The organism is Undibacterium sp. MH2W (genome assembly GCF_049340215.1).
In the GTDB taxonomy this organism is placed as follows: domain Bacteria; phylum Pseudomonadota; class Gammaproteobacteria; order Burkholderiales; family Burkholderiaceae_D; genus Undibacterium.
Window position 1 is genome coordinate 270,943 of record NZ_JBMPPA010000003.1, and the last position, 26,417, is coordinate 297,359.

The 26,417-nt window shown below is 46.5% G+C and carries 22 protein-coding genes and 1 tRNA gene; 19 read left to right on the forward strand and 4 right to left on the reverse strand.

From position 1 onward, the window contains the following. Positions 1-28: 28 nt before the first annotated feature. The 4 genes from ACO0K2_RS09200 to ACO0K2_RS09215 all read right to left on the reverse strand — a co-directional run bounded on the left by ACO0K2_RS09200 (position 29) and on the right by ACO0K2_RS09215 (position 4,311). Positions 29-2,131: a RelA/SpoT family protein gene (locus ACO0K2_RS09200; protein ID WP_423018479.1), complete on the reverse strand. Its 2,103-nt coding sequence runs from the start codon at positions 2,129-2,131 to the stop codon at positions 29-31. 265 nt (positions 2,132-2,396) lie between these two features. After that, positions 2,397-2,600 (reverse strand): DNA-directed RNA polymerase subunit omega, encoded by a 204-nt coding sequence (rpoZ, locus tag ACO0K2_RS09205; protein WP_423017965.1) that lies wholly within the window; start codon positions 2,598-2,600, stop codon positions 2,397-2,399. A gap of 30 nt (positions 2,601-2,630) precedes the next feature. Continuing rightward, positions 2,631-3,275, reverse strand: coding sequence for a guanylate kinase (gene gmk, locus ACO0K2_RS09210; protein WP_423017967.1), 645 nt, complete (start codon positions 3,273-3,275; stop codon positions 2,631-2,633). Positions 3,276-3,393: 118 nt separating this feature from the next. Then, positions 3,394-4,311, reverse strand: a complete 918-nt coding sequence (locus ACO0K2_RS09215) for a YicC/YloC family endoribonuclease (RefSeq protein ID WP_423017969.1) — start codon at positions 4,309-4,311, stop codon at positions 3,394-3,396. Between the two features lie 136 nt (positions 4,312-4,447). Here ACO0K2_RS09215 and ACO0K2_RS09220 point away from each other — a divergent pair, with 136 nt between their 5' ends. From ACO0K2_RS09220 to cas5e, 19 genes are all read left to right on the forward strand, one after another. Next, entirely contained in the window at positions 4,448-5,458 is a 1,011-nt protein-coding gene (locus tag ACO0K2_RS09220) for a serine/threonine protein kinase (protein ID WP_423017971.1), read from the forward strand. 109 nt (positions 5,459-5,567) lie between these two features. Continuing rightward, positions 5,568-6,509, forward strand: a complete 942-nt coding sequence (locus tag ACO0K2_RS09225; protein ID WP_423017973.1) for a PP2C family protein-serine/threonine phosphatase — start codon at positions 5,568-5,570, stop codon at positions 6,507-6,509. Positions 6,510-6,513: 4 nt separating this feature from the next. After that, entirely contained in the window at positions 6,514-7,251 is a 738-nt protein-coding gene (gene rph, locus ACO0K2_RS09230) for a ribonuclease PH (RefSeq protein WP_423017974.1), read from the forward strand. Between the two features lie 11 nt (positions 7,252-7,262). Beyond that, complete coding sequence (gene rdgB / locus ACO0K2_RS09235; RefSeq protein WP_423018481.1) at positions 7,263-7,847, forward strand: RdgB/HAM1 family non-canonical purine NTP pyrophosphatase; 585 nt, start codon at positions 7,263-7,265, stop codon at positions 7,845-7,847. Further along, on the forward strand, positions 7,844-9,121 hold the full coding sequence (gene hemW, locus ACO0K2_RS09240) for a radical SAM family heme chaperone HemW (RefSeq protein ID WP_423017976.1): 1,278 nt from the start codon (positions 7,844-7,846) through the stop codon (positions 9,119-9,121). Before rdgB ends, hemW begins: the two co-directional genes overlap by 4 nt. 164 nt (positions 9,122-9,285) lie before the next feature. Beyond that, on the forward strand, positions 9,286-10,479 hold the full coding sequence (locus ACO0K2_RS09245; RefSeq protein ID WP_423017978.1) for an EAL and HDOD domain-containing protein: 1,194 nt from the start codon (positions 9,286-9,288) through the stop codon (positions 10,477-10,479). Then, positions 10,479-12,500 (forward strand): putative bifunctional diguanylate cyclase/phosphodiesterase, encoded by a 2,022-nt coding sequence (locus ACO0K2_RS09250; RefSeq protein WP_423017980.1) that lies wholly within the window; start codon positions 10,479-10,481, stop codon positions 12,498-12,500. The genes ACO0K2_RS09245 and ACO0K2_RS09250 overlap by 1 nt, the downstream gene beginning before the upstream one ends. 53 nt (positions 12,501-12,553) lie before the next feature. Continuing rightward, positions 12,554-12,643, forward strand: a tRNA-Ser gene (locus ACO0K2_RS09255). Positions 12,644-12,807: 164 nt separating this feature from the next. Continuing rightward, positions 12,808-14,073, forward strand: a complete 1,266-nt coding sequence (locus tag ACO0K2_RS09260) for a tyrosine-type recombinase/integrase (protein WP_423017982.1) — start codon at positions 12,808-12,810, stop codon at positions 14,071-14,073. Positions 14,074-14,204: 131 nt separating this feature from the next. Next, positions 14,205-15,104 carry a hypothetical protein gene (locus tag ACO0K2_RS09265; RefSeq protein WP_423017984.1) on the forward strand — a complete coding sequence of 300 codons (900 nt, stop codon included), beginning with the start codon at positions 14,205-14,207 and terminating at the stop codon, positions 15,102-15,104. Positions 15,105-15,273: 169 nt separating this feature from the next. Next, complete coding sequence (locus ACO0K2_RS09270) at positions 15,274-15,510, forward strand: helix-turn-helix transcriptional regulator (protein WP_423017987.1); 237 nt, start codon at positions 15,274-15,276, stop codon at positions 15,508-15,510. Positions 15,511-15,607: 97 nt separating this feature from the next. Next, the gene (locus ACO0K2_RS09275; protein WP_423017989.1) at positions 15,608-18,025 is read left to right on the forward strand and encodes a DUF3987 domain-containing protein; all 2,418 of its coding nucleotides are present in this window, start codon (positions 15,608-15,610) and stop codon (positions 18,023-18,025) included. Positions 18,026-18,027: 2 nt separating this feature from the next. Next, positions 18,028-18,447, forward strand: a complete 420-nt coding sequence (locus ACO0K2_RS09280; RefSeq protein ID WP_423017991.1) for a hypothetical protein — start codon at positions 18,028-18,030, stop codon at positions 18,445-18,447. Next, entirely contained in the window at positions 18,437-19,033 is a 597-nt protein-coding gene (locus ACO0K2_RS09285) for a hypothetical protein (protein ID WP_423017992.1), read from the forward strand. Before ACO0K2_RS09280 ends, ACO0K2_RS09285 begins: the two co-directional genes overlap by 11 nt. A gap of 425 nt (positions 19,034-19,458) precedes the next feature. Further along, the gene (cas3, locus tag ACO0K2_RS09290) at positions 19,459-22,230 is read left to right on the forward strand and encodes a CRISPR-associated helicase Cas3' (protein ID WP_423017994.1); all 2,772 of its coding nucleotides are present in this window, start codon (positions 19,459-19,461) and stop codon (positions 22,228-22,230) included. Positions 22,231-22,232: 2 nt separating this feature from the next. Next, positions 22,233-23,882 (forward strand): type I-E CRISPR-associated protein Cse1/CasA, encoded by a 1,650-nt coding sequence (casA, locus tag ACO0K2_RS09295; RefSeq protein WP_423017996.1) that lies wholly within the window; start codon positions 22,233-22,235, stop codon positions 23,880-23,882. A gap of 147 nt (positions 23,883-24,029) precedes the next feature. Next, positions 24,030-24,545 carry a type I-E CRISPR-associated protein Cse2/CasB gene (gene casB / locus ACO0K2_RS09300; RefSeq protein ID WP_423017998.1) on the forward strand — a complete coding sequence of 172 codons (516 nt, stop codon included), beginning with the start codon at positions 24,030-24,032 and terminating at the stop codon, positions 24,543-24,545. 46 nt (positions 24,546-24,591) lie between these two features. Next, entirely contained in the window at positions 24,592-25,647 is a 1,056-nt protein-coding gene (cas7e, locus tag ACO0K2_RS09305) for a type I-E CRISPR-associated protein Cas7/Cse4/CasC (protein ID WP_423018000.1), read from the forward strand. Positions 25,648-25,650: 3 nt separating this feature from the next. Beyond that, positions 25,651-26,412, forward strand: coding sequence for a type I-E CRISPR-associated protein Cas5/CasD (gene cas5e, locus ACO0K2_RS09310; protein ID WP_423018002.1), 762 nt, complete (start codon positions 25,651-25,653; stop codon positions 26,410-26,412). Positions 26,413-26,417 lie beyond the last annotated feature (5 nt).

The following is a 26,417-nucleotide window of genomic DNA, read 5'->3' on the forward strand; positions in this document are numbered from 1 at the left end:
TCAATGAGGCCACCCCCAAGGGGGAAAATTATCCGCGTTCTCGTGCGATGCGGTTAACGCCATTGAGGTGTTTAATATTCCGCATGATTCTTGCAAGGTGCGCTCGGTCTTCGACCTGGATCGTGAAATGAATGTGCGTCATGTCATTGGCGTCCCCATCTTCCATATTGACATGGGAGATATTGGCTTCTGACTCGCCGATTTCTGCGGCGATACGTGCCAACGCGCCACGCTCGTTCGTGACTGTTACTTCGATACGAGTATCAAAACTGCGATTAACCTCATCGCCCCACGTCACGTCAATCCAGCGATCTGGTTCTTTGATGTGGAGACGCTTTGCATGTTCGCAATCATCGGTATGTACAACGAGACCTTGGTCACGTTTTAACTGGCCAACGATACCATCGCCCGGAATCGGCAAACAGCAAGGGGCAAGTTGGACTGACAAGCCTTCACTACCGTAAATAATGACAGGATCTGGTTTGTATTGATGCTTGTCGCCGAACTGCTGAAATGGAATCGACGACGAGTCATCTTCCACCAGATCGAGAATATGTCGTGCGACCAACGGTGCCATGCGCTTGCCGATACCGATGTCGGTATAAATCTCTTCCATTGTTTTTGCAGTGGACTCATTGAGTAACTTATCAATGAGGGGCAAGGGCAACTCGGGATTGAGGTTGACAGCCACCAATGCTTGCGCCAATAACTGTTTTCCGAGTTCTGTGGATTCGTTGAGGTTGATGGTGCGCAGGTAATGCCGAATCGCAGAGCGAGCTTTTCCTGTACGGACATAGGTCAACCAATTCGGCGTCGGACGAGAATTAGGTGACGTCACGATCTCAACGATGTCGCCATTTTTTAATTCAGACCGCAAAGGCACGGGCTCGTGATTGATTCTGGTGGCAATCGCTTGGTCGCCAATATCTGTATGAATGCTATACGCAAAATCGAGTGCTGTTGCACCACGCGGCAACGCGATAATTTTCGATTTTGGCGTGAAGACGTATACAGAGTCCGGGAATAAATCGACTTTGACGTGCTCTAGGAATTCTGCGGAGTCACCGGTTTGCTTTTGGATGTCTAAGAGAGATTGCAACCACGCGTGAGTACGCTGCTGCAAATCAGTCAGGCTACCTTCTTCGTTTTTGTACAGCCAATGCGCCGCCACGCCAGATTCGGCAACGCGGTGCATTTCCTGTGTGCGGATTTGAAATTCAACCGGTGTTCCATAAGGGCCAATCAATGTGGTGTGCAGGGACTGGTACCCATTGGTTTTTGGAATGGCAATGTAATCTTTAAACTTGCCGGGCATCGGCTTGAAAAGGGCGTGCAAGGAGCCCAAGGCATAATAGCTCTCACGGAAGTCATCAACAACCACCCGGAACCCGTACACGTCCAACACTTGAGAAAAGCTCAGGTGTTTGTCGTGCATTTTGCGGTAAATGCCATACAAGGTCTTTTCACGACCGTAGACTTCTGCTTTGATTCCAGCTTGCTTGAGCGTCTCTTTGACTGCTTCAAGAATTTTATTGACCACTTCGCGGCGATTGCCGCGTGCTGCTTTGACCGCTTTAGATAAAGTGCGGTAGCGCATCGGGTACAAATGAGAAAAAGCGAGATCTTGCAGTTCGCGATAGATATTATTGAGGCCTAATCGATGTGCAATCGGCACATAGACATCCATCGTTTCGCGGGAAATTCGACGTTTTTTCTCGGGGGACATCACGCCCAGCGTACGCATATTGTGCAAGCGATCAGCGAGCTTCACGAGAATGACACGGACATCGCGCGCCATTGCCAGCAGCATTTTGCGGAAATTCTCCGCCTGTGCCTCAATCTGGCTTTGGAATTCAATCTTTTCTAATTTGGACAGACCATCGACGAGCGTTGCCACTGGCGCACCAAAACGTTCGATCAGTTCTTCTTTTTTTACGTCCTGATCTTCCATGACGTCGTGCAAAAGTGCAGCCATGATGGCTTGCACATCGAGCTTCCAATCAGCGCATATTTCAGCGACAGCGATGGGGTGTGAAATGTAAGGCTCGCCTGATTTGCGTACTTGGCCCAGATGCATTTCATCTGAAAACCGATAAGCCTCTTTGACCAATTTGAGATCGCTGGCCGACATGTACTCCGCCAAGCGTGCACTGAGGCCTGTTGTCGATGCAACGCCAATTGTTGGAGGTTTGATGCGCGCAGTCGGTGTTTCACCGGAAATAATCGGGTGTTTCTTTTGCGCTGCTTTGAGTGGCTCATTGCTTTGCTTTTCGGGCGCAGCAACAGTCGGGCTTGTAGGAAGTTCAGCCGGGTGGTCTTTTAGAGTTGGAATAGTTTCCGTAACGCTCATTCTGCTACTCCCGGCCGATATAGGTGATGCTTCGGTCGCAATGCTATTACACTGGCACTTTTTTCAACATTTCAACACCGATTTTACCTTGAGCGATTTCGCGCAAAGCGGTCACGGTTGGTTTGTCTTTTGATTCAACTTTTGGTGTATGGCCTTGCAGCAACTGACGTGCACGGTAAGTTGCACACAATGTTAACTGAAAACGGTTAGGGATTTGCTTTAATGCATCTTCAATGGTAATACGTGCCATGTTTTTTCCTAAATACGGTAATACGTTGAATTAATTGGGGTTGGCATGGATGCCAAGCTGGGCAAACAGTTCGCTATTGCGTGTTGCCTGCTGCGTAAATCTGCAGCGTGTTGCTTTTACGATGGCGTTGAGTTCTGCCAGCGCGTTTGCAAAGTCTTGGTTAATAATAACATACTCGAACTCTGGAGAGTGCGCCATTTCGCCACCAGCGGCCAAAATACGTCGAGTAATAATATGGGGCTCGTCTTGACCGCGTTTTTTTAATCGTTCTTCAAGTGCAGGAATCGATGGTGGCAGAATAAAGATGCCAACGGCACCTGGAAACTGTTTGCGCACTTGCTGCGCGCCTTGCCAGTCGATTTCTAGCAATACATCGGTACCTGCGAGCATTTGTTGCTCGATCAGAATACGCGATGTGCCATAGTAATTGCCGTGTACCTCGGCAGACTCTAAAAACTCACCTTGTGCTTTTCGTTTCAAAAAGTCTTCTGGTGTCGTGAAATGGTATTCCCGACCGTTTTCTTCGCCCGGACGAGGAGCGCGGGTGGTGAACGAAATCGAGAGTTTGATCTGTGGCTCTTGGGCCAACAAGGCATTCACGAGGGTGGACTTGCCGGCCCCAGATGGTGCGGCGACAATGAAGAGACTACCTGCAGTAGAAGTAATTGGGTTCATTATCTGGCCTTTATGAAGTGAGTGAATGCGTGTGCGTCAGAGGCAAATCGGAAACCTACCCAATTTTCAACTTGCCATCTGAAAAAAATATCGCGGGAGTATAAGCAAATGTCTGACCTTATTCAAGGTTTTGCACTTGCTCCCGCATTTGTTCGATCAACAATTTCAATTCCATCGACGCATCGGCGAGTTCTTTTAATGCTGCTTTAGAGCCCAAGGTGTTGGCTTCGCGATTTAACTCTTGCATCATAAAATCAAGACGCTTGCCAACTTGGCCGCCTTTTTTGATGATATGTCGCGTCTCGGTCAGGTGCGCGGACAAGCGGGCAAGTTCTTCCGCAACGTCGATGCGAATGCCGTAGACGGTGACCTCTTGGCGAATGCGATCCAGCGCTTCTTCGCGGGTGATGGTCTGTGTGGCGGTATTGTTGGTAGTAGCAGAGGTCAATCCTAGCGCTTCTTCAAGGCGAGTGATGGCTTTTTGCTGAAATTGTTGCAGCACTTGGGGCAGCAGTGGTTTGATTTTTTCGACAATCACATCCATCGCATCGACGCATTGCAGTAGCACTTGCGCCAATGCAGCACCTTCACGCTCGCGGCTGACGATAAATGCATCCAGCGTTGTATTAATCGTGCTTGTGATGCTATTTTGCAAATTATCGGCGTTGATTTCGGCTTCTTCGATGATGCCAGGCCAGCAGAGTACATCGCTAGTCGTCAGAGGGCTGGCCGTCGGGAATTTTTCGTGGACTTGTGTTTGAAATAAAGCAAGTTGATCCAGCAGTTTGGCATTGAGTGCTTTTGTATTTGTTTCAGTTGTTTTTTTTCCAAAACTAAAACGACACTCGACCTTGCCTCGGACAACGCGACGAGAGATCGCATCGCGGAACAGCGATTCCACGGAGCGAAAATCGTCGTTGATGCGAAATTGTAAATCCAGAAAGCGTGAATTGACGCTCTTGATCTCAATCGTTAATGTGCCTGACTCTGTTTCGAGGGTGCTGGTTGCATAACCAGTCATGCTGTAAATACTCAAGGTAAATCCTTTTAAGGTAATGCGTCGTATTGTCTTTGGGCCAAAGGCACTAAATTAGTTGATGCAAAGCAGGATATTCTTTACAAATACCACAATTATCAACACAATCACTTCTGTATAAAGGATTGGAAGATCAATGGCTGCACAAAATAATGCTCCTTTGCCAGATGGCTTGGAGATCGCTGGATATCGCATTGTAAAGAAAATTGCGTCCGGTGGCTTTAGTATTGTCTATCTTGCTTCAGATGAAGATGGAAATGCTGTTGCGATTAAAGAATATTTGCCAAGCTCTCTGGCTTTGCGCCAGCAAGGAGAGCTGGTTCCTGCTATCTCAAGCGAAAATTTGCCGATTTATCGTATCGGATTAAAGTGTTTTTTTGAAGAGGGACGGGCGTTAGCCAGGATTTCGCATCCAAACGTTGTCAGCGTTGTCAATTTTTTTCGCGCCAACGAGACCGTTTACATGGTGATGGCCTATGAATCTGGGCGATCACTACAAGAGCATATTTTAAGACGTCGCGATAAGGGCGAAAAGCCGCTCGTTTCCGAGCGTTTTATCCGACGTATGTTTAATCAGGTCATGAATGGCTTGCGTGAGGTGCATACCAACAAGCTGCTTCATTTAGACTTGAAGCCCGCCAATATTTATCTCCGTCTCGATGGGACGCCCATTCTGCTCGATTTTGGTGCTGCGCGGCAGACGCTCAAGACGGACATACCAAAACTTTATCCAATGTATACGCCTGGATTCGCTGCGCCTGAGTTGTATCAGAAAAACGGCAATCTCGGACCATGGACCGATATCTATAGCATTGGTGCCTCGATTTTTGCGTGTATGATTGGAGCTCCACCGCAGCCTTCCGATCAACGTCGGGTGAACGACAAGATGGAATCGCATTACAGAAAGCTTGAGGGGATGTACTCCGCGGAGCTGATTGACGTCGTCCGGTGGTGTTTAAAGTTAGATCCTCTGGAGCGGCCACAGAGTGTGTTTGCGCTACAGAAAGCGTTGGCAACGAAAGTGCAGCCGCAGCCAGAATTGAGTGTGTTAGAAAAAGCGAAGTTAAAGATCACGAATCTGTTCTCAAAGAAAAGTGATCGGCAGTCTGCTGATAATACGACGATACAAGAAAATACAGTGGGCTAAACTATAGCCCTGAATAACGAGAGTGGAGACGAAGGCAGCGAGATGATGTTCTGATCGCTTGCAATGATTTCATCGCCATATTTATCAATTCAAAGAAGTTACACTGTTCATGCGTTTTTCCGTTTATCAAGAGAGTCATATTGGTGGTCGTAAGATCAACCAGGATCGCATGGGTTATAGTTTTACCCGAGATGCTATTTTGCTATTGCTGGCAGATGGTATGGGTGGCCATATCATGGGCGAGATGGCTGCTGCGATCGCCATGCAGACGATCGGTTCGTTATTTCAACAACAAGCACACCCGACGGTAGGGCGTCCTGAGCGTTTTCTTGAAGATAGTTTTCTCGCTGCGCACCAAGAAATTCATCGTTATCGCACCATTAACAATTTACCTGAGACACCCCGAACAACGATCGTTGCCTGCTTGATCCAGAATGGGTATGCCTATTGGGCCCATTGCGGTGATTCGCGTCTTTATTGGATGCGGCAAGGGCAAATTTTATTACGTACAAAAGATCACTCGCGGCTTGAAACACTGATTGCGCAAGGCAAAGTTGATCCTTCAGAACGGCATACCCACCCTGATCGTAATAAACTGTTTAATTGTCTCGGTGCTCCTAATTCTCCGATTGTGGAGTTGTCGCGCCGCGCTGCGTTGCAGCCTGGGGATATTATTTTGCTATGCTCTGATGGATTCTGGTCGATGTTACCCGACCATATGCTAGCCCAGCGACTCCACGAACACACTATCGTCAGGGCGATTCCAGAATTGATCCGTTCTGCTGTGAGTATTGCCGGTAAAACAAGTGATAACACAACAGCGTTGGCAATGATGTGGGAAGGGGATGATCGCCTCGAAGACGGCTCGATCATTACGACTAACACCTTGCCAGTGGGCTCTATTACGACAACAATCCAGGCACCGCTCGACGCTGATACCGTGGCAGACAGTGGTGAACAGGATATTTTTAACGATGCAGAAATTGAAAAGGCGATTGCTGAAATCCGCAACGCAATTCATAAGTCATCCCGTATTACTTCTAAAAATTAAATTTATGTCAACTATTATGCGCCCGAGCGGTCGTACCGCTGATTCTCTTCGTCCCGTGGTTATTAGTCGCCACTTTACAAAACATGCTGAAGGTTCTGTACTCATTGAGTTTGGCGACACACGGGTGATTTGCACGGCAAGTATTGAAGACAAGGTGCCCGGGTTTTTAAAGGGTAAGGGACAAGGGTGGCTGACGGCGGAATATGGCATGCTGCCACGTTCGACGCATACCCGCATGGATCGTGAAGCCGCAAAAGGGAAACAATCGGGTCGCACACAAGAAATCCAACGTTTAATTGGTCGTTCTTTGCGCGCCGCCTTTGATTTAGAAGCATTTGGCGAGCGGACGCTGCATCTTGACTGCGACGTCATCCAAGCCGATGGTGGTACCCGGACTGCCGCGATCACAGGTGCCATGGTTGCTGCGTATGATGCTTTTTCCCAATTGGTGAATAAGGGCGTTATTAGTAAAGTGCCAGTGAAGCATTTCGTTGCGGCGATTTCGGTTGGCGTTTTCCAAGGCTTGCCAGTGCTTGACTTGGATTATCCAGAAGATTCTGCCTGCGACACAGACATGAACGTAGTTATGACTGATGAAGGGCACTTTGTTGAAGTTCAGGGCACGGCAGAAGGTGTTGCCTTTGATCGTGCAACCATGAATCAACTGTTAGATTTGGCAGAGCAGGGGATCAACGATCTCATCGCTCTGCAGAAGCAAGTGCTTGGTTTGTTGGATGTTTAAGTAGGAAAATGATGACAAAAAAAATCGTTCTTGCCTCCAATAATCAGGGTAAATTGAAAGAGTTCCGTCAAATTCTGGCGCCCCTAGCCATTAGCCTGCATGCACAAGCTGAATTTGATGTTCCTGAAGCGGAAGAGCCCTTTCATACGTTTATCGAGAACGCACTGACCAAAGCACGGCACGCATCTAGATTGATTGGCTTACCTGCACTTGCTGATGATTCGGGTATTTGCGTCAATGCGCTCAACGGGGCACCGGGCGTGCTCTCAGCCCGTTTTGCTGGTGAGCCGAAGTCAGATCAACGTAACAACCAAAAACTCGTTGAAGCCCTTGCCAGTCACAGCGATAAGTCTGCGTATTACTATTGTGTGCTCGTTTTTGTACGCTCTGCGGATGATCCGCAGCCAGTGATCGCTGATGGCGTTTGGAAGGGAGAGATAATCGACCAGCCGCGTGGAGAAAATGGCTTTGGTTACGATCCGCACTTTTTGATCCCTGCGTTGCAGAAAACGGTCGCTGAATTAGACGCGACTGAAAAGAATCAATTGTCCCACCGTGGACAGGCATTACGTGTGTTGTTTGAGAAGTTGCAATGATTCCGATTAAACCAGTTTCTATTCACGCCAACGCGACATCCCCCAGCAAACCATCGCCTGATTTATCAACCATTCCTCAGGACGTTGCCGGTAAATTTCTCGCGCCGGGCAAACTCAACCTCACGGTATTACCGCCATTGGCACTCTATGTGCATTTCCCTTGGTGTGTGAGGAAGTGTCCATATTGCGATTTCAATTCCCATGAGGTGAAAGGTAGCTTCGATGAAGATGCCTACCTTCGTGCATTGCGTGCTGACCTGGAGTCGGCATTGCCAATGATTTGGGGCAGAAAGATTTACTCGATTTTTATTGGCGGTGGGACGCCTAGCCTGATGTCAGCGGCGGGACTGGATCGCTTGATGTCAGACCTTCGCACGTTGTTGCCGATTGATGGTGCAGCGGAAATCACGATGGAAGCGAATCCCGGTACCTTTGAAATGGAAAAGTTCCGCTCTTACAGACAGAGTGGAATCAATCGTTTATCCATCGGTATTCAGAGTTTTCATTCTGGGCACTTGGCCTCGCTCGGTCGGATTCATAACGGCGATGAAGCAAGGCGTGCGATTGAGATCGCACAAACGCACTTCGATAATTTTAATCTCGACCTTATGTTTGCATTGCCTGGGCAGTCATTAGCACAGGTCAAGACAGATGTTGAGACCGCTTTATCGTTTGCGCCACCGCATTTGTCCTTGTACCACCTGACGCTGGAACCTAATACCTATTTCGCAAAATTTCCGCCTGCCATTCCTGATGATGATTTGAGTGCCGAAATGCAGGATCTCATTCATGAAAAAATGGCCGGCGAGGGCTACCGGAACTACGAAGTGTCAGCCTATGCCCGCCAAGGACATGAGTCGCGACACAACCAGAATTACTGGAATTTTGGTGATTATTTGGGTATCGGTGCTGGTGCGCATTCTAAATTATCGTTCCCGCATCGGATCGTCCGGCAGGCGCGATATAAACAGCCAAAAGCGTTTATGGATGCGGCACTTGCAGGCAATGCAGTGCAAGAGTCCAACGAAATCGCAGCACATGATTTACCATTTGAGTTTATGTTAAACGCGCTGCGATTGAATCAAGGTTTTGCAGTCAATTTGTTTCAGGAGCGGACCGGGTTATTGATCAACAGCATTGAAAAAGAGTTGTCCGAAGCCGAACGCAAGGGATTGCTGACGCGCGATCATCAAACTATCGCACCAACAGAACGTGGGCGTATGTTTTTGAATGACTTGCAGCAGATTTTTTTGCGTGATGAGGAAGAGAAATAACAACTAAAACTGTTCCATCAACGATATAACAGTGTACAGTTATTGTCTCAGGAGATTGTTTGAAAGAAACATCCACTTTGTGGTGCAATGACGCAAAGATCTTGAGCAATATAGTTTAAAACAAGAACGTGTTTAGACCGTCAATCGCCATTGTAGAATAAAAAATGATAATGAAAGAATTTGGGGTTACTACTTTTTTACCCGTCATGAACGGCTTGCAGAAGCTCACTGCAATTCAACCGGACTTTGGATCGGTGCCAGTCAGCCAAGTGGTTGCGACATTGCAATCTTGGAGAGAAAAAGAGTTTTTTGATGCGCTAGGTGGTGTGTCTTGGATGATCACAGTCAACGACCTGCAGGCACTTCCTACCGACCTGCACACGCGCATTCCAGCCGCCAAATTTTTCTTGTGCATCCCCGAATCCATCTGCGCTGCGAAAGACAATCAATCTTTATTAAAGCACTTTGCAACCAATGGTTTTAAGATTCTGACCGATGATTTTGCCTCATCATTAGAACTAGCGTGGAGTGATACCAAAGTTTTCGCGATGGACGCAAGTAAAGCCTTACCGTTCTTTGCAAAATCTTGGACGACCCGTCTCAGTAGCGGCCAGCATCTCGCTAAAAACATCGGCAATGCTGCATCGTTAGACCAAGCGATACAAGCCGGTTTTAAAATGTTCTCCGGTGAGTATGCATTTAACCCACCAGTGGCCAATAGATCCTCTGATGGCACGGTTCGCACTCGACTATTAAAGCTCCTGAGTCTCGTCTCGCGTGATGCGGACTCTCACGAGCTCGAAGAGTTGTTTAGACAAGACCCAAGTTTGTCCTTCATGTTATTTAAACTGGTGAGCTCGGCTGCTTTTGCGCAGACAGTGCGAGTGACGAGCTTTGGTCAGGCAATTAATTTATTGGGACGTCGGCAGTTGCAGCGTTGGTTGCAGCTCTTGCTCTATACGCGCCCCAATGATTCGGTGGGCGCGCTGAACCCATTGATGCCACGCGCCGCCTTCCGCGCAGCAATGATGGAAGCTTTATGCCAAAAACAAGGTGGCAATAAAGACGAGCAAGACGCAGCGTTCATGGTGGGAATGTTCTCATTGCTGGATAAACTCTTTGGTAGTGGCTTACAAGAAGTGTTACACCCTCTGAATCTGAAAGACGAAGTCGTTGCGGCACTATTGCATCGCACGGGTTCTTTAGGTAGCCAATTACGCCTTGTTGAACTTGCTGACCGTCCACACACCGTCGAGATCGAGACAGCGATGAAACGCGCAGAAATTACCTTTGAAACTTTCGAAGATAGCCTTTTCCAGGCATATGTTTGGGTTAATCAGGTTTGCCGGGAAGCTTAATGACTTACATGGTTTCGGCGTTAAATGATATTGATTTTGGTGTGTCCTTAAGTGAGGCGATTTTAAGCTTTGACGGTGACGCTCTTGAAGTCGAAATTAATCGTTTAATTCGAAATTTTTTAAAGCATGATGCATTGCGCTTTGAGCGGTCGTCTTCCTCCGTATCGACGGGGGAGACCGATTTCACATGCCCGATCTCTGCTGACACTTACTATGTGCTCTCTGGCAAAAACGGCCGGTACGACGAATCCGATCTCCATCACCTTAATTTTTTAGCAGGAATGACGGCGCGTCTTTTTAAGTTGCGCCAAGATGTGGATCAAAAACACGCACTGAATCTCCGTGAGCACATGCTGCAAACACAGATTCTGGATCAGATTCATGAGTCAGTCATCATCATGGATTTGGCTGGTTTTATTCTGAGCTGGAATCGTGGCGCAGAAAAAATGTTCGGCTATGCCGCTAGCGAAGTTCTTGGTCGTAATATTTTATTTTTATACGAAGACGAAGAAGAGAACGGACAGGGCAAGGATATTCTCGATGATTTTCTGACCAATGGCGCCAATGAGATGGAAGTGCGCCGTCGGCGGAAAAACGGCGATGTCTTCTGGGCGAGTTTAACTTTATCGGTGATCGCAGGCTTAGATTCACAGCCAGTAGGTATCGTTGGTTATCTGAGCGATATTACCCATCGCAAAGAAGCAGAAGAAAAAATCAACCAACTTGCTTATTTCGATACCCTGACTAAGTTGCCAAACAGAAGTCTGTATATCCAATTGGTCGATAAATCGTTGCAGCTCGCACAGCGCAAGCAAATGCAATCTGCGCTATTGTTTATCGACCTCAATCGTTTCAAACCGATCAACGATATGCTGGGTCATCGTGTGGGCGATATGCTCCTTGTTGATGTCGCCCAACGGCTAAAAAGTGTCTTGCGTGATCAAGATATCGTCGCACGATTGGGCAGCGATGAATTCTCCGTAACTCTGCCAGAGATCGCCACGCATTCGGATGCGAGTTTAGTTGCGCAAAAAATTCTCGACTCCCTTGAGGCCGTGTTTTCCGTTGAAAGCCACGATCTGCGTATATCCGCAAGCATTGGTATCAGTATTTTTCCTGCCGATGGACAAGATGCCGATTCACTCCTGCAAAGCGCCGACATTGCCATGTTTCAGGCCAAAAAAACGGGCCATTCACTGACCGGCAATTACGCATTCTATGATCAGGCAGTGAACGTCCATATCGCAGAAAAATTATTCTTTGAATCGGCGATACGCAAAGCATTAAAAGACAATGAATTTTTTCTCCAATACCAACCTAAAATCGACGTCCATTCCCAACGATTAATCAGCGTGGAAGCGCTGCTGCGTTGGAAGCATCCAGAGCGAGGTTTGATTCCACCGGTCGAGTTTATTGGTGTGGCAGAAGAGTCTGGTTTGATTCAAGAAATCGACACATGGGTGCTGCACACCGCATGCAAACAGGCCAAGCAATGGCAGGAACAAGGATTGCCGACCTTTAAGGTGGCAGTCAACTTGTCCGCACGCGACTTCACCGAAGCCTTGCCGCAGCAAATTGCCTATGTCTTACATCAGTACCAAATCTCACCGCACTGGTTAGAACTCGAAATCACTGAGAGTATGCTGATGCAAAATGTCGAGGGCGTTATTTCGATCATGAAACAAATCGTCTCCCTCGATGTGAGCCTTGCTCTAGACGATTTTGGAACAGGCTACTCCAGTCTTTCCTACCTCAAGCGATTCCCCATCACATCGCTCAAAATCGACCGTTCATTCGTTCAAGGCATCCCCAACGATGCCAATGACTGTGCCATCGCCAGTGCCATCATCATGATGGCCCGTCAACTCAATCTCAATGTCGTCGCCGAAGGCGTCGAGACGCAAGCGCAACTCGACTACCTCAAAAATGCCGGCTGTAATGAAATCCAAGGCTATCTGTTCTCCCGCCCCGTCAGCCCAGAAGCCATCCCCGTGCTGTTAAATACACCATTTTCTCTGTGAATTGCGCCTCAGCACTTGTCTGGCATGCGAACTCAAGCTATAATGTAAGGCTTGGAAGGTTGGCAGAGCGGTTGAATGCACCAGTCTTGAAAACTGGCGAGGTGTTATAGCCTTCGTGAGTTCGAATCTCACACCTTCCGCCAAGAATGTCGCAAACTTTAGCAAAGTTTGCCTAGAAACCCCTAAGAAATCAAACACTTAGGGGTTTTTTTACGTCAGTAGTGCCTAAGTTTGCCCATTGACAACCACACTTTTTGCACCCATCCTTGCATCCATATACATAGTGATACAAAACCATGGATGCAAAATGCCAAAACTAGCTACTCCACTCACGGACATTCAAGTTCGAAATGCAAAGCCAAAGGATAAATCTTATTCTTTAGCTGATGGAAACAACCTCTCCCTCGAAATAATGCCGAATGGTAAAAAACGCTGGCGTATGGCTTATCGGCAGGCTAACGGGAAAAATAATCGCTTAACATTTGGTGAGTACCCGATTGTCTCGTTAGCCGAAGCAAGGGAGAAATGTCTCGCCGCCCGAAAATTGCTTAGCGAAGGCACTGATCCAGCCAAAGACCGAGACGACAAAAAGCGGACGGCGAATATAGTAGCAGCCAATACGTTTGAAGTGATCGCAAGGGAGTGGCATAAGAAAAAAGCTGAAAGTGCCTGGCAACCGCAGACTTCTGAACAGAATATAAAGGCGATGGAGAGGGACTTATTTCCTCAGATTGGCAAGCTTCCCATTTCAGAAATAGAGACGCCACTGATGCTCGAAGTATTGCAGCAAGTAGAAAAACGCGGTGCGTTAGAGGTAACAAAGCGCATCGCTGCTCTAGCTAGCGGTGTATTCCGGTATGCGATTGTCAAAGGGCTTAGAAAGTATGACCCGATACCTGCCTTAAAAGATCATTTGAAGCCAAGGACAAAAGGACATCATGCTGCGATTACCGTAGCTGAACTTCCGGCGTTGTTAAAGGCTATCGGTAAAAATGAGGGGCGTATGTACCCGCCCAATCGAATTGTTTTACGCCTGATGCTACTTACCTTCGTTCGAACCAGTGAGTTGATAGAAACACCTTGGAGCGAAATTGATCTTGAGAATGAAAAATGGGTAATCCCATGGCGACGAATGAAGATGGGAGCGAAGCGAATTAACCCCCGCATGGTCGACCATAATCCATTTTTGCCCCGTCAAGGATGGGAGATGTTGAGGGAGTTGCACGAATATACCGGCGGAAGCAAGTACCTATTTCCGAATCGTCGCGATCATGAAAAGCCGTTAAGCAACGGCATGATCTTGCAAGCTTTGAAGCGAATGGGGTATGGCGGGCAGATGACTGGCCATGGTTTCAGATCTCTTGGTAAAGGCGTTTTGAAAACGCTGAAATATCCAATCGACCGAATAGAGCGGCAACTATCACATGCTTCGGGAGAAGCTTATGGTGGCGCATACGATCGTGAAGAATTCTTAGAAGAAAGGAGAGAAATGATGCAGCATTATGCTGATTATTTGGAGCAAATTGAGCGTGGTAATGTGATTATTGCTTCATTTGAAAAAAACGCTGCTTAAACGAATCGCATCAAAACATTGCTTTGCTTTTAGGTTACGCAAATTAATCATGTCTACTAGATTCTTGGAAAAAAGCAGTAGCCTTTTCTGCTTCTGACATGATTCTCATATAAAAGGGTGTAGAGGAATGAATGACATCAACCATTAAGGGGCATTTAACTTTTAGCGAATTGTTGGCTCACTGGCAAATTGATAAAACTGATTTATTTCATCTTGTAGCTGATAAAAGGTTATTTCCTTCGATATTTTTATTCGGAATGTATGACGTCTTTGAATCAAGTGATCAGAAACCTCGCTGGTCATTAGTCGCTAAGGAACATGATTATTTGGAATGGACCCGTTACCAAATACAAAGTGAATTCGACGAGAATTTTCGGGCTACAGAAGTAAATGGATATTACTACTTACGTTTTCAGCGACAGGTTCCGTTTGAACTTGCTGCATACCACGTTAGAGAGGAGCGCCCATCGACTGAGTGGGGTGGCAGAATGTGGCGATTGGACGAACGCATTTATTTTAATTGTGGAGATGATGAAATAGGCGAATTTGGTTATGTTGTATTTCTTAACGAGGAAGTTGAAAGATTTGAGCGGGAAAATGTTAATTTATTTGTAGCTAAAAGTAATCAAAATTACGACCAAAGGATTTCTATTGAGCTAGCAGATACCGAGCTTAGGGAAAGGCTGCTTCAAACGGAGAGTTTGCTAAAAAATGCTCAAATTGAAATTGAAGAGCAAAGAAAATTATTAGCAAATGCTAGCCTTGTTTCGCTTATACCTGATGATCATCATATGAGGCCACCAGAGTTAATTGCAGCGAATAAGCTCTGGATGAAAGCAAGTAAAGATCCTAACCGTTTCAATAACGGAAAATCGGTAAAGAAAAACCTTCTGACGATTTTAGATACCTTCCCGGAGTATGCGGAATTCGAGAATGGAACAAAAGAGAGAATTTGCACTGTTGCTAATTGGAATAAGGGCGGTGGAGCACCTACGATTATTTCAAATCTCCCGGCAAATTCATCTGAATAATAGACATTTTGGTGCACTTCCGAATATACATATTCTACAACTGTCCTAGTTGTTAAATTAATCAGTTAGGTGAGTTTTCTTAACTCACCTAACTATTTTTTATCCTTGCAGATAATTATCTTTGTCAGACCCCGCCATGCCTCGGCGGTAACGTTCAAAGATACGCAAGATGAAAAATCAACTTAACTTAGTCCCCAATCAAACTCTTCCAGTCGATGGCATGAGCCGTTGGAATCAAATTGCTCCTTTCGCGCCAATGTGCAGGGAAAAATTCCGTCAGCTTGTGAAGGCTGGCCGTGCTCCTCAGCCAATCAAATTCTCAGAGCGTTGCACTGCATACTCAAATCGTGAATTACACAAATTTTTTGCTGACCCCTTAAATTACAAAGTGGAGGTGAGTAAATGAAAGGGTGTCTTTTATCGCTTTTGCTTTTTTGGGAAGTTAACCCAGATCTCAGGCTTTTTGCTTCCGTTGCGGTTTTCATTTCATTGCGGGGTGGCATGTGGGTTTAGCAATTTCAGAACGTGCTTTTGGCATTATGGATGCTATGGCTGCGCAACAACTTAAACCATCAGAAATTATTTGCGATGGTAACTTGCACCGATTCTCTACATCTGAAGATAAAGGCACCTCAAAGAGTGGGTGGTATGTTTTATATGATGATGGGTGTATTGCTGCTGGCGCTTATGGTGACTGGCGTAAGGGAATTTCAGAAAAATGGTGTAGTCGGAGTAAAGATCAAGTAAGCCCTGATACATGGATGCGTTACACAGAACTCGTACAGCAAGCTAAGGCGCAAGCAGATGAGGAACGGATGCGAGCGCAAGATGCGGCTGCAAAATCAAGTTTAGAGATATGGGAGATGGCAAAACCAGCGCCAGCATCGAACCCATATTGTTTGAGTAAAGGGATCAATCCGTTTGGTGCTCGGGAGCTCGCTGATAAGACCTTATTAGTACCCATACGCGATGAGTTTGGTCGCCTGACTAGCTTGCAATTTATTACCCCTGACGGAATCAAACGCTTTAAAACTGACGGGAAAATTAAAGGCTGCTATCACGGCTTTGGTGGCAAACCGAATTCTAAAATATTGATATGTGAAGGCTTTGCTACAGGAGCTAGCTTGCATGAGGCTACGGGTTTACCCGTTGCCGTCGCGTTCAATGCTGGAAACTTGGAGGCAGTGACTTCGGTTCTGCGTGCAAAGCTTGGTCCCGAAATTACGATCATTATCTGTGCCGATAATGACAAAGCTACAGAATTGAAAACTGGGAAAAACACTGGGGTTCTTGCCGCCACTGCAGCAGCTCTTTCAGCGTCTGCCCACTTTGCAGTTCCGAAGTTTCAAAATGAGGGTGATAAATTTACGGACTTTAATGATCTTCATATCTCAGAAGGTCTGAATTCGGTGAGGGCTTTAATCGAAAAAGTCAATGATGACTGTGTTTGGCCACTACCCGAAAAATTAATTCGGAGCGCTGCGGAGGTACCGTATCCGGTTGACGTTTTACCTGAAGTTATCATGAACGCAGTGAAGGAGGTCCAGGGGTTTACGAAGGCACCAATCGCTATGGTTGCGTGTTCAGCAATGGCTAATCTTAGCCTTGCGGCACAGGCGCATTATGACGTTCAAAGGGCTGAAAAATTAACTGGTCCCATCAGCTTATATTTTTTAGTTATTGCAGAAAGTGGTGAACGCAAATCTACTTGCGATGGAATATTCAGTAAGGCTATTCGTGAATATGAAAATCAGCAACAACTGGACGCAAAACTAGTAGTACGTGAATTTAATGCGGAAAAAGCCATATGGGATGCTACTCGGTCAGGTCTGCTCGAAGCCATTAAGCACGAAGCTAAAAGTAAAAAATCCGATGCAGTTGTCTTAAGGCAATTGGAGCATGATTTGGTAAAACATGAGTTGACTGAACTGGAAGTTCCGCGCGTACCTCGCCTTATTTACTCTGACTTTACTCCCGAAGCGTTAACCTATGCCTTGGGTACCAGGTGGCCGTCAGGCGGCGTGATTTCGTCTGAAGCAGGAGCAGTTTTTGGGAGTCATGGGATGGGAAAAGATTCTCAGTTACGCACTCTTGCTAACTTGAATCAGCTATGGGATGCAACAAAGCTTACATTCGATCGTCGGGGTGAGTCCTATATCGTCGATGGCGCGCGTTTAACGATGTCTCTTCAAGTGCAAGAGTCAGCATTACTTGATTTTATTAACCGGACAGGAACACTCGCACGTGGTACAGGTTTTTTGGCGCGGTTTTTGATGGCCCATCCAGAGTCAACTCAAGGCACAAGATTGTTTAGTGAGCCGCCAAAAGAGATGCCTGCATTGAGCAAATTTCATCAGGAAATTAATCGTATCTTGCAAGTGTCTGTGCCAATCAACGAGAGTGGCGGCTTGGATACTGCAATGCTGTCTCTTTCGCCCGAGGCAAAAGCGGCATGGATTAAATTTCATGACGAAATTGAGACAGCATTAGGGGTGGGTGGCGAACTTCAAGACATACGAGACGTAGCGAGCAAAATAGCAGATAACGCGGCAAGGATAGCTGCACTTTTTCATATAGTTGATGGCGGCTTAGGTGGGATCTGTATGACCCATTTTGAATCGGCAAGCGTAATCGCTGCCTGGCACTTAAATGAGGCACTGAGATTTTTGGGTGAACTTACTTTGCCCGAGGAGTTGGCGGATGCAGCAAAGTTGGATGATTGGTTGCTTAAATACTGTAAGGAAAATAATGTCAATAAGATATCGACTCGCATCATGTCCCAATTTGCACCTTACAAATTACGAAACAAGGCAAAGCGAGATAGCGCCCTCAAGGAGCTTATTAATCATGCGCGTATCAGCTTGGTTCAAAATGGGAAGAAACAAGAGGTTCGAGTCAACCCACATCTGTTAGAGGCTTGATCATGGCACTGGTAGATCTTATGAGGAAAGGTTTCTTGAGCTCCGCTAATGCTACAGCTGCTACATCTGCTACATATAAAATTTTCGAATTAAAACCTGAAGCGAAAGTAGCAGAGGTAGCAGTAGCAAATCCAGTATCCATGACAAAAATACTTATTAAAGGCCAACAGATTCCAACGAAATCAGAATTACTGGCTCGACTACGTGTTGACTTGGCAATGTTAGATATAGCTGAAGGATACCCGTTAAATGAGATCGGTCGCACCTTAAATCTGGCCTTCGTATTTATTCGCGATGATCATTTGCCGTTTAATGATGCAATGAATTTAGCGGCCGAGATCGTAGTTCATTGCCCAATGGCTGAATGCGAATTGGACTATGAGGATGTATTAAATCTGTGGAGAGAAGGTAATGAAAAATGAATTGCACAATAAATTAGCTGGCGCTGGTAGTCAATATATATGGAATTCTGTCATGACTGATGATCGCAATGAAAGAATGAGTTATCTTGAGGCATCTATAGCCTTAAATATGATGCGTCGTAATGCAGAAAATGCGTGTGAGTTGTTAGATATATGTAATAGCGAGATTGAGAATCATCGCGTGATTATTAAAAACCTTAAAGGTTGTTGCGGCCTATTTTATACGAGTTGGATCGCAGAATTAGAGCTTAACATCGGGAGATTACGTGATCATGCAAATCAAATGAGGAATTCTCTTCTTCAATGTGGGTTGCTTTTGATCGATTTTGCTCCATTGTTTGACGAAAATACGACGTTAAATCAGCGCTGTAAGCTCCTTAACGTTGATATTGCTGATCGATCTACGCTAACGGAATCTGACGGCTTACTCAACATTATTTTCGTATATGGATTGGAGGACTCAGCGGCACGTCGAGGAGCTATCTTTAATACCGGAGTTATGTCAAGGGCCCTAAATTTGATATTTCACGATTTTTCGGAATGTATTAGAGGGGCACCTATGCTTGTTTCACAATTCACTGGTTAAGTTTATTTTTCAATGCGGTGCTATTTGAGTTAAAAGAAGCATCGTCGACTTTGCAAATCTAGGGTGCACAAGGCATGCTTTTCTGCGTACCTACGTTGCACCAACAAAACGTACTTTTGTCAATTTATTGTCTTTGTTTTTCTTAGTTTGGCACATGACGAAATAAGAGTTTTCCCAGCAGGGTGCCATAAATTATTGTGGCAGGGGGTAAATAAGTTATTAATCGGCATGCAACTATCGATCGACTGAAATAAATTTTTCTACTTGAAAATTGCAGCTTCAGGGACACTTGGTTTAGTAAATAATTCAATATTGACAAATATCATTATTGCAATTAGATTGGAGGTCGCTAGTTAGTTGTTCTTATTTCAAATAAGGAAGGACTAGCACGTACATAAAAATACAAATTGATAGAGTTTAGTTAAATGACAGACGGATCTGGTCAGTATTTCCATTATTGGGGTAAAGCTAAACCCTCATCATTGTGTTGCCGCAAATACCATTTGTTAGTATTCCATTCATTGGACGTGGCAGCCGTAGGTGTCATCTACCTAAGAAATTCTCAAAATCTTCTTAAAGCAGCTAGCAAATTATTGAATTGCTCAGAGTCAGCATTTTTAGAGTGGGCAGCTTTTTTTCTAGCTTTGCATGATCTTGGAAAATTCAGTGAGGCATTTCAGTCGCAACGTGAGGATCTGATAGCGATTTTGCAGCATCGGCGCGCTAATCCTGGGAAAATATATTCCGAGCGTCATGACTCATTGGGCTTTTGGCTATGGGATGACGATCTAGTCGAGGACGAGATATTAACTAAAATTGGCATTGATAATTCTTCGCGCACTCAACGAGGATTGCGAAGCTGGATGCAGGCAGTTACTGGGCATCATGGTATGCCACCAAAAGCAAATGGTAAGGTAAATTCGTTTTTTCTCAGGAGTGATAAGCAGGCTGCTGCTAATTTTGTGCAGTCAATGGCAAGCCTTCTATTAAGCGAAGAATCAAAGCATATTCCTACTCAAACAAAAGCTGATTTTGAAACAAATAGTCATATGCTGTCCTGGTGGTTTGCTGGCTTGACCGTGCTTGCTGATTGGCTAGGGTCTAATACAAAGTTCTTTCCTTACCAGCAGCAGGTTCAAGACTTAGATTCCTACTGGCAAGTAGCAAAGGATAAGGCGGAAATCGCACTAGCACAATCGGGTGTGTTACCTGCCGCAGTTAGGCCAGGGAAAAAGATACGAGACTTTTTCACGTATATAGATGAGCCATCACCATTACAGCATTGGGCAGCTACGGTAACCATTCCGCAGTCTCCGCAAATTTATTTACTAGAAGACGTAACTGGCGCAGGTAAAACAGAGGCGGCGCTCATGCTGGCTTATCGCTTAATGGCGCAAGGTGCGGCAGAGGGTTTTTTTATTGGGTTGCCGACGATGGCAACAGCGAATGCCATGTATCATCGGATCGCAGATGTCTACAGGAAGCTTTTTGAGGGAAATGCGAACTTAACGTTGGCACATGGTTTCAAAACTTTGGTCGATAAATTTGCTATTTCTGTTTTACCTGAGGACGAATCTGAGAATGATCCTACTCAGTCAGATGAAACAGCTTCTGCCCGTTGCACGGCATGGTTGGCAGATCACACCAAGCGGGCTCTACTCGCATCTGCAGGTGTTGGCACAATTGATCAGGCATTACTTGCTGTTCTACATAGCAAGCACCAGTCTTTGCGTTTACTCGGTTTGTATAACAAAGTATTGATCATCGACGAGGTTCATGCTTGCGACGCCTATATGCAAGGCGTATTAGAAGTGCTGCTGAATTTTCATGCGCGTACAAATGGTTCTGTGATTTTGCTTTCCGCCACTTTGCCGGCAGACATGAAGCAGAGCTTGATCAGCGCTTATGCCAGAGGACGTAATCAAACAAGCATTCCGCTTGTCAACTCCATCGATTATCCGTTAGCGACTTGTTGGTATGACGGTCAGGCGAGGCTCAGTGAAACCGCGCTTTCCTCGCGGGCGAATGTCTCTCGGACGGTACAGGTACATTACGAATCCGATATTGATACTATTTACGCACATGTTGATGCTGCTTTAAGGCAAGGGCAATGTGTAGGATGGATTCGTAATACGGTCGCTGATGCAATGGCAGCTTACGAGCGGTTTTCAGTCAACGTTCCGTCAGACAAAATTACCTTATTTCACGCTCGCTTTTCTTTGCAGGACAGGCTAAACAAAGAAGCTCAGGTATTGCATTCTTTCGGCGGGGAAAGTACACCTGAAGACAGGCAAGGTCGCTTGATGATAGCAACTCAGGTCGCAGAACAGTCGCTGGACGTGGATTTCGATATTCTCATCACTGACCTTGCACCGATAGACCGCATACTTCAAAGAGCAGGGCGCTTGCAACGTCATTTACGTGATGCGCAGGGTAGGCGCATCACCGAAGTGGATGCAAAGGATGGTCGCCCCGCTGCATGCTTATGGGTATTCGCACCTGCATGGACAGTGCAGCCCAAAGCAGACTGGTATGGCGCTGTATTTAAAACCGGCCAATACGTATATAAAAACCATGGGCAATTATGGCTCAGTGCACAGGTTTTACAGAAAGGCTGCTTTACGATGCCAACTGATGCGCGGAGGATGATTGAGCAGGTTTTTTCGAAAGATACCGTATTGCCCACGTCACTGACGGTTAGTTCCTTAAAGGCGCAAGGCCAGCATATGTCAGAAGCCAGTCTGGCTCAGCAAAACACCCTCAAAATATCGGCAGGTTACCAGCGCGGAGATATCGGCGATTGGTGGAGTGAAGCCAAAACACCCTCTCGTCTTGGCGAAGAAACGACAGAGATCATGTTGGCAAAATGGGCCGGCAATAAGCTGGAGCCATGGGCGAGTGGCGTCTGGTCATACAGTATGGTGAAGGTCGCAGCACGCTTATTGGCGCGGATTGACCCGCCTTCAGAACCTTTTGCGCGCACAGCTTATGACCGATTACAAAAAACTTTGCCGGGTGAGGGGAAATGGTGTGGCTTATTAGCTTTGTCGCAGCAAACCGATGCTGTATGGAAAGGGCAGGCATGGACAGCGGCAAATGAAAAGTTGGGGAGAAAAGCAGAGCTGCTGACCTGGCTGTATGACGAAAATTTTGGATTGCGGATAGAGAAAGTTCAAAAGGGAGAAATAGACGAATGAATTTGTTGGAAGAAAAATGGCTGCCAGTTCGCCGCAAGACTGGCTACATTGACTGGATCGCGCCTTGTCAGATAGTTGAGGACGATATCCTTGCCTTTGCTGCTAACCGGTCTGATTTTAATGGTGCACTGGCACAAATGATGGTTGGTCTGCTGCAGACAACTTCGCCCGTAAATACTGAGGGAGATTGGGAAGATTTTGTCGATTCGCCGCCAAATACTGATTTGCTGAAAAAATGGTTTGCCCCCGTTTCTGATGCCTTTATCCTGGATGGCGATGGCGCACGCTTTATGCAGGATTTTAGTTTGGCAGCGGGTACAGAATGTGCGATAGACGCACTATTGATTGATGCCGCTGGTGGCTCGACGATTGATAAAAATACCGATCACTTTGTTAAGCGCCACATTTTTAATGCGATGTGCCCGCATTGTGCCGCAACTGCCTTGATGACCTTGCAAACTAATGCGCCAGCCGGCGGTGCAGGAAACCGTACCAGCTTACGTGGCGGTGGCCCGTTGACCACGCTTGTGGTGGCGAGGCCCTCGCGCAGCCTGTGGCACGACTTGTGGCTGAACGTAAAGCCGCAAAGCCTTTTTTTGGAGCAGGGCGGCGATGCACAGAAAACAGCAGCCCACTTCACATTTCCATGGCTGGCTGATATCACCAAAATTCAGATTGCAGGTGGGGAGACTCAGCCGCTGCAAACCCATCCTCATCATGTGTTCTGGGCCATGCCTCGCCGCATCCGCCTTGATTTTGCGAGTGCCCAGACGGGGCAGTGCGATATATGTAAGCGTGAATCGACTAAACTGATACATCGTTATCTGACCAGGCCGCAGGGTTTGAATTACAAAGGGCCATGGCACCATCCATTTTCACCCTACTATGAGACAAAGGAAGGCTGGTTGCCCGTGCATCCGCAGCCCGATGGATTCAGCTATAAACATTGGTTGTCCTGGGTGGTGGGCACTTCGCACAATAAAAAAAATGTGCAGGCAGCAAGTATCGTGAATTATGTTGAACGGCAGCGCCGGAATAAAACGGGAGCTTTGCGTTTATGGGTGTTTGGCTATGACATGGATAACATGAAACCACGCTGTTGGTATGAAACCCGGTTTCCTTTATATCGGCTTAGTGATTGCGATCGAGCTACCCAGAAGAATTTTCATGATTTTGTCAAACGTCTGATTGAATCAGCAGAGCAGGCTATTTTTTACTTACGTCAGGCGGTCAAGCAGGCTTGGTTTGGGGACAGCGATTTGCGGGGCGATTTAAGTTTCGTGGATAAAGCTTTTTGGGATGGTACTGAGCCAGATTTTTATCGCAATCTGGAAAAATTGATCCGGCAAGCACATTCTGAAAATGGTATCAATGAAGACGACAGTCATTTCCTCATCAGTTTTGGCGAGGAATGGCTTAGCGTGTTAGCTAAAAAATCTTTGCACTTATTTAACGTTGATATTGTTGGTGCAGGCGCCATCGCACAACAAAATCCACGGCGAATTGCAGAAGCCTATAAAGGTCTGGAAAGAAATTTATCTGGTAAAGCGATCAAAACAATTCTGCAGATTCCAATAGCGAATCAATCAGAAGACCCGGGCAAGCAGGGCAAATCAGGCAGCGTGAAAAAAAATCCAAAAACAAAGAAGTAACAGGTAAGCAGAGAGTGAAAGTTTGGCAGCACCGTTTATACCAATTTATACCAATTGAAAGTGAATGACGGTGACGTGCTTTGGTCTGATCGGTGCTCAATTATTGACCATTTTACAAACGGAATCGTATTTGCAGGAGTATTAACTATGCAAGAAAAAATCAGTTTCAGTCCTGAGAGTCATTTAGGGCAGACGTTGCATCAATGGTGGGTTGACCTGAAAGATGACCGTGCCAGCCGTGCCATGCTGCGTCGTTGTTCCACATTAGATGAAGTGAGTCTGAGTCCGGCTTATGGGCGTTTTTATCGTTTCATGCTTGCACATCGCTGGCCTGCTGAATCGACAAGCACGCAAAAAGATAAATTAGCCGCTATTGCGAGTTTATTGGCGCATGTGATAACTGATGATCAGGACGCCGTTGCGGTAAGGATGTCAGTCTTGGCAGGTGATAAACCCTTGGTTTCAGAACTTCGATTCCGGGGCTTGTTGAAAATTGACGATATGGATGTGGATGATTTATTCGTCAGTTTGCGCCGTACGCTTCCGCTGATCAAAAATCAGGTGAATGTTTATCAGTTGGCTCACGATATCTACTGGTGGGATGACATCACAAAAAAACGGTGGGCATATGACTACCGCTGGCCTGTCAAACAAAATGCTTAATCCCCGAAGTTATTTGCGAACAACATATCAATATCAAGGAAAAAACATGTCCCGTTATATTCAATTACATATCCTGACCAGCTTCCCACCATCCAATCTGAACCGTGATGATACCGGTCGCCCAAAAACAGCTGTGGTGGGAGACTCTGCACGCTTGCGTATTTCTTCGCAAAGCCTCAAGCGTGCCTGGCGTACTTCAGATATTTTTGAGTCTGTCTTGAAAGGACATATCGGGACTCGCACTAAAGAAATGGGGGTGCATGTCCATCAGACTCTCGCAAAGCAAGGTGTCAGCGAAAAAAATGCGCGCGAATGGGCAAAAGCCATAGCCAGCCAATTCGGAAAACTAAAAGCAGACAAAAAGAATGAAGGGAATGAAGACCTGCATGTTGAGCAACTGGTGCACTTCAATCCTGAGGAAGAACAGGCGATCGCCACCTTAGTGGATAAACTGGTGGCAACTCAGGAAGCGCCCACCGACGAAGAACTGAAATTATTGCGCAAGCAGCATAGCGCCGCCGATATCGCCATGTTCGGTCGTATGCTGGCTGCATCGCCAGCTTTTAATACAGAGGCAGCGGTGCAGGTCGCTCATGCGATCACTGTACACAAAGCAGCCATTGAGGATGATTATTTTACGGCTGTTGATGATCTGAATAAGGGCGAGACAGACCAAGGTGCTGCGCATATCGGTGAAACCGGGTTTGGCGCAGGGGTATTTTATTTGTACCTTTGCATTGACCGCGCCTTGCTATTAAAAAATCTGGGAGGCGATACAGAATTGACACAGCAGGCACTCAAGGCATTGCTGCATGCTGTCACCAAAGTATCACCGACTGGCAAACAAAATAGTTTTGCCTCAAGAGCCTACGCTGGGTATGTACTCGCTGAAAAAGGCGATCAACAGCCCCGTTCACTGGTGCAGGCTTTTCTCAAGCCAGTGAAAGACCCTGATACCTTAAACCGTGCAGTGACTGAATTGAACCGGCAGCGTAATAACTTTAATACCGTGTACGGCGACTGTGCTGATGCCGTAAAGGAATTCAATGTAGAAGCAGGAACAGGCAGCCTGAGCGAAGTTGCTGAATTTATTGTTGAGTAAATCATGGAGACTTTGATTTTTCAGCTGCAAGGTACCATGGCGGCCTGGGGGGGAGTGGCTGTCGGCGAGTATCGCCCCAGCGCGGATTACCCAGGTCAATCCGCCATCTATGGTTTGCTGGCTGCTGCGTTGGGCATAGACAGGAATGATCATGCGGCGCACATGGCTTTGTGTAATAACTATCGTGTCGCGATTGGTGTAGTGAGTACCGGTCGACTATTGCGTGATTACCATACCGCGCAAGTCCCCAGCCGCACGGACCTAAAAAAGCGGCCACATGCCACGCGTCGTGATGAATTGTCGTTGCCCAAACAAGACCTCAACACGATTTTATCCACCCGTGATTATCGTCAGGATGCTTCTGTCCTGGTTGCAGTTCAGGCAAATGCAGACGCGCCTTACGCATTAGTCCAGTTGGCGGAAGCATTGAAGAAGCCCAGATATATGCTCTATCTGGGACGCAAATCCTGTCCTGTTGCCGCACCTCTGCATCCTTGTATTTTAGATGTGTCAACAGTTGCAACTGCTTTATCCACTTATCAGCTACAACTGGTGACACTGTGGCAGGCAAGCTCAGTATCGCCTCCTGCGGGCAATGAGATCACTATTCAAAAAATTGTCTGGGGAGATGATTTTGGCGTGGATGATTTAGCGACGATGGGGGTGCTGCGTGACTTCAGTATCACCCGCAAAGATCAACTGATCACCCGCCAGGGTTGGCTATTTGCAGATAGAAGCGAACACATCGCCTTAATGAAGGAATGAGTCCC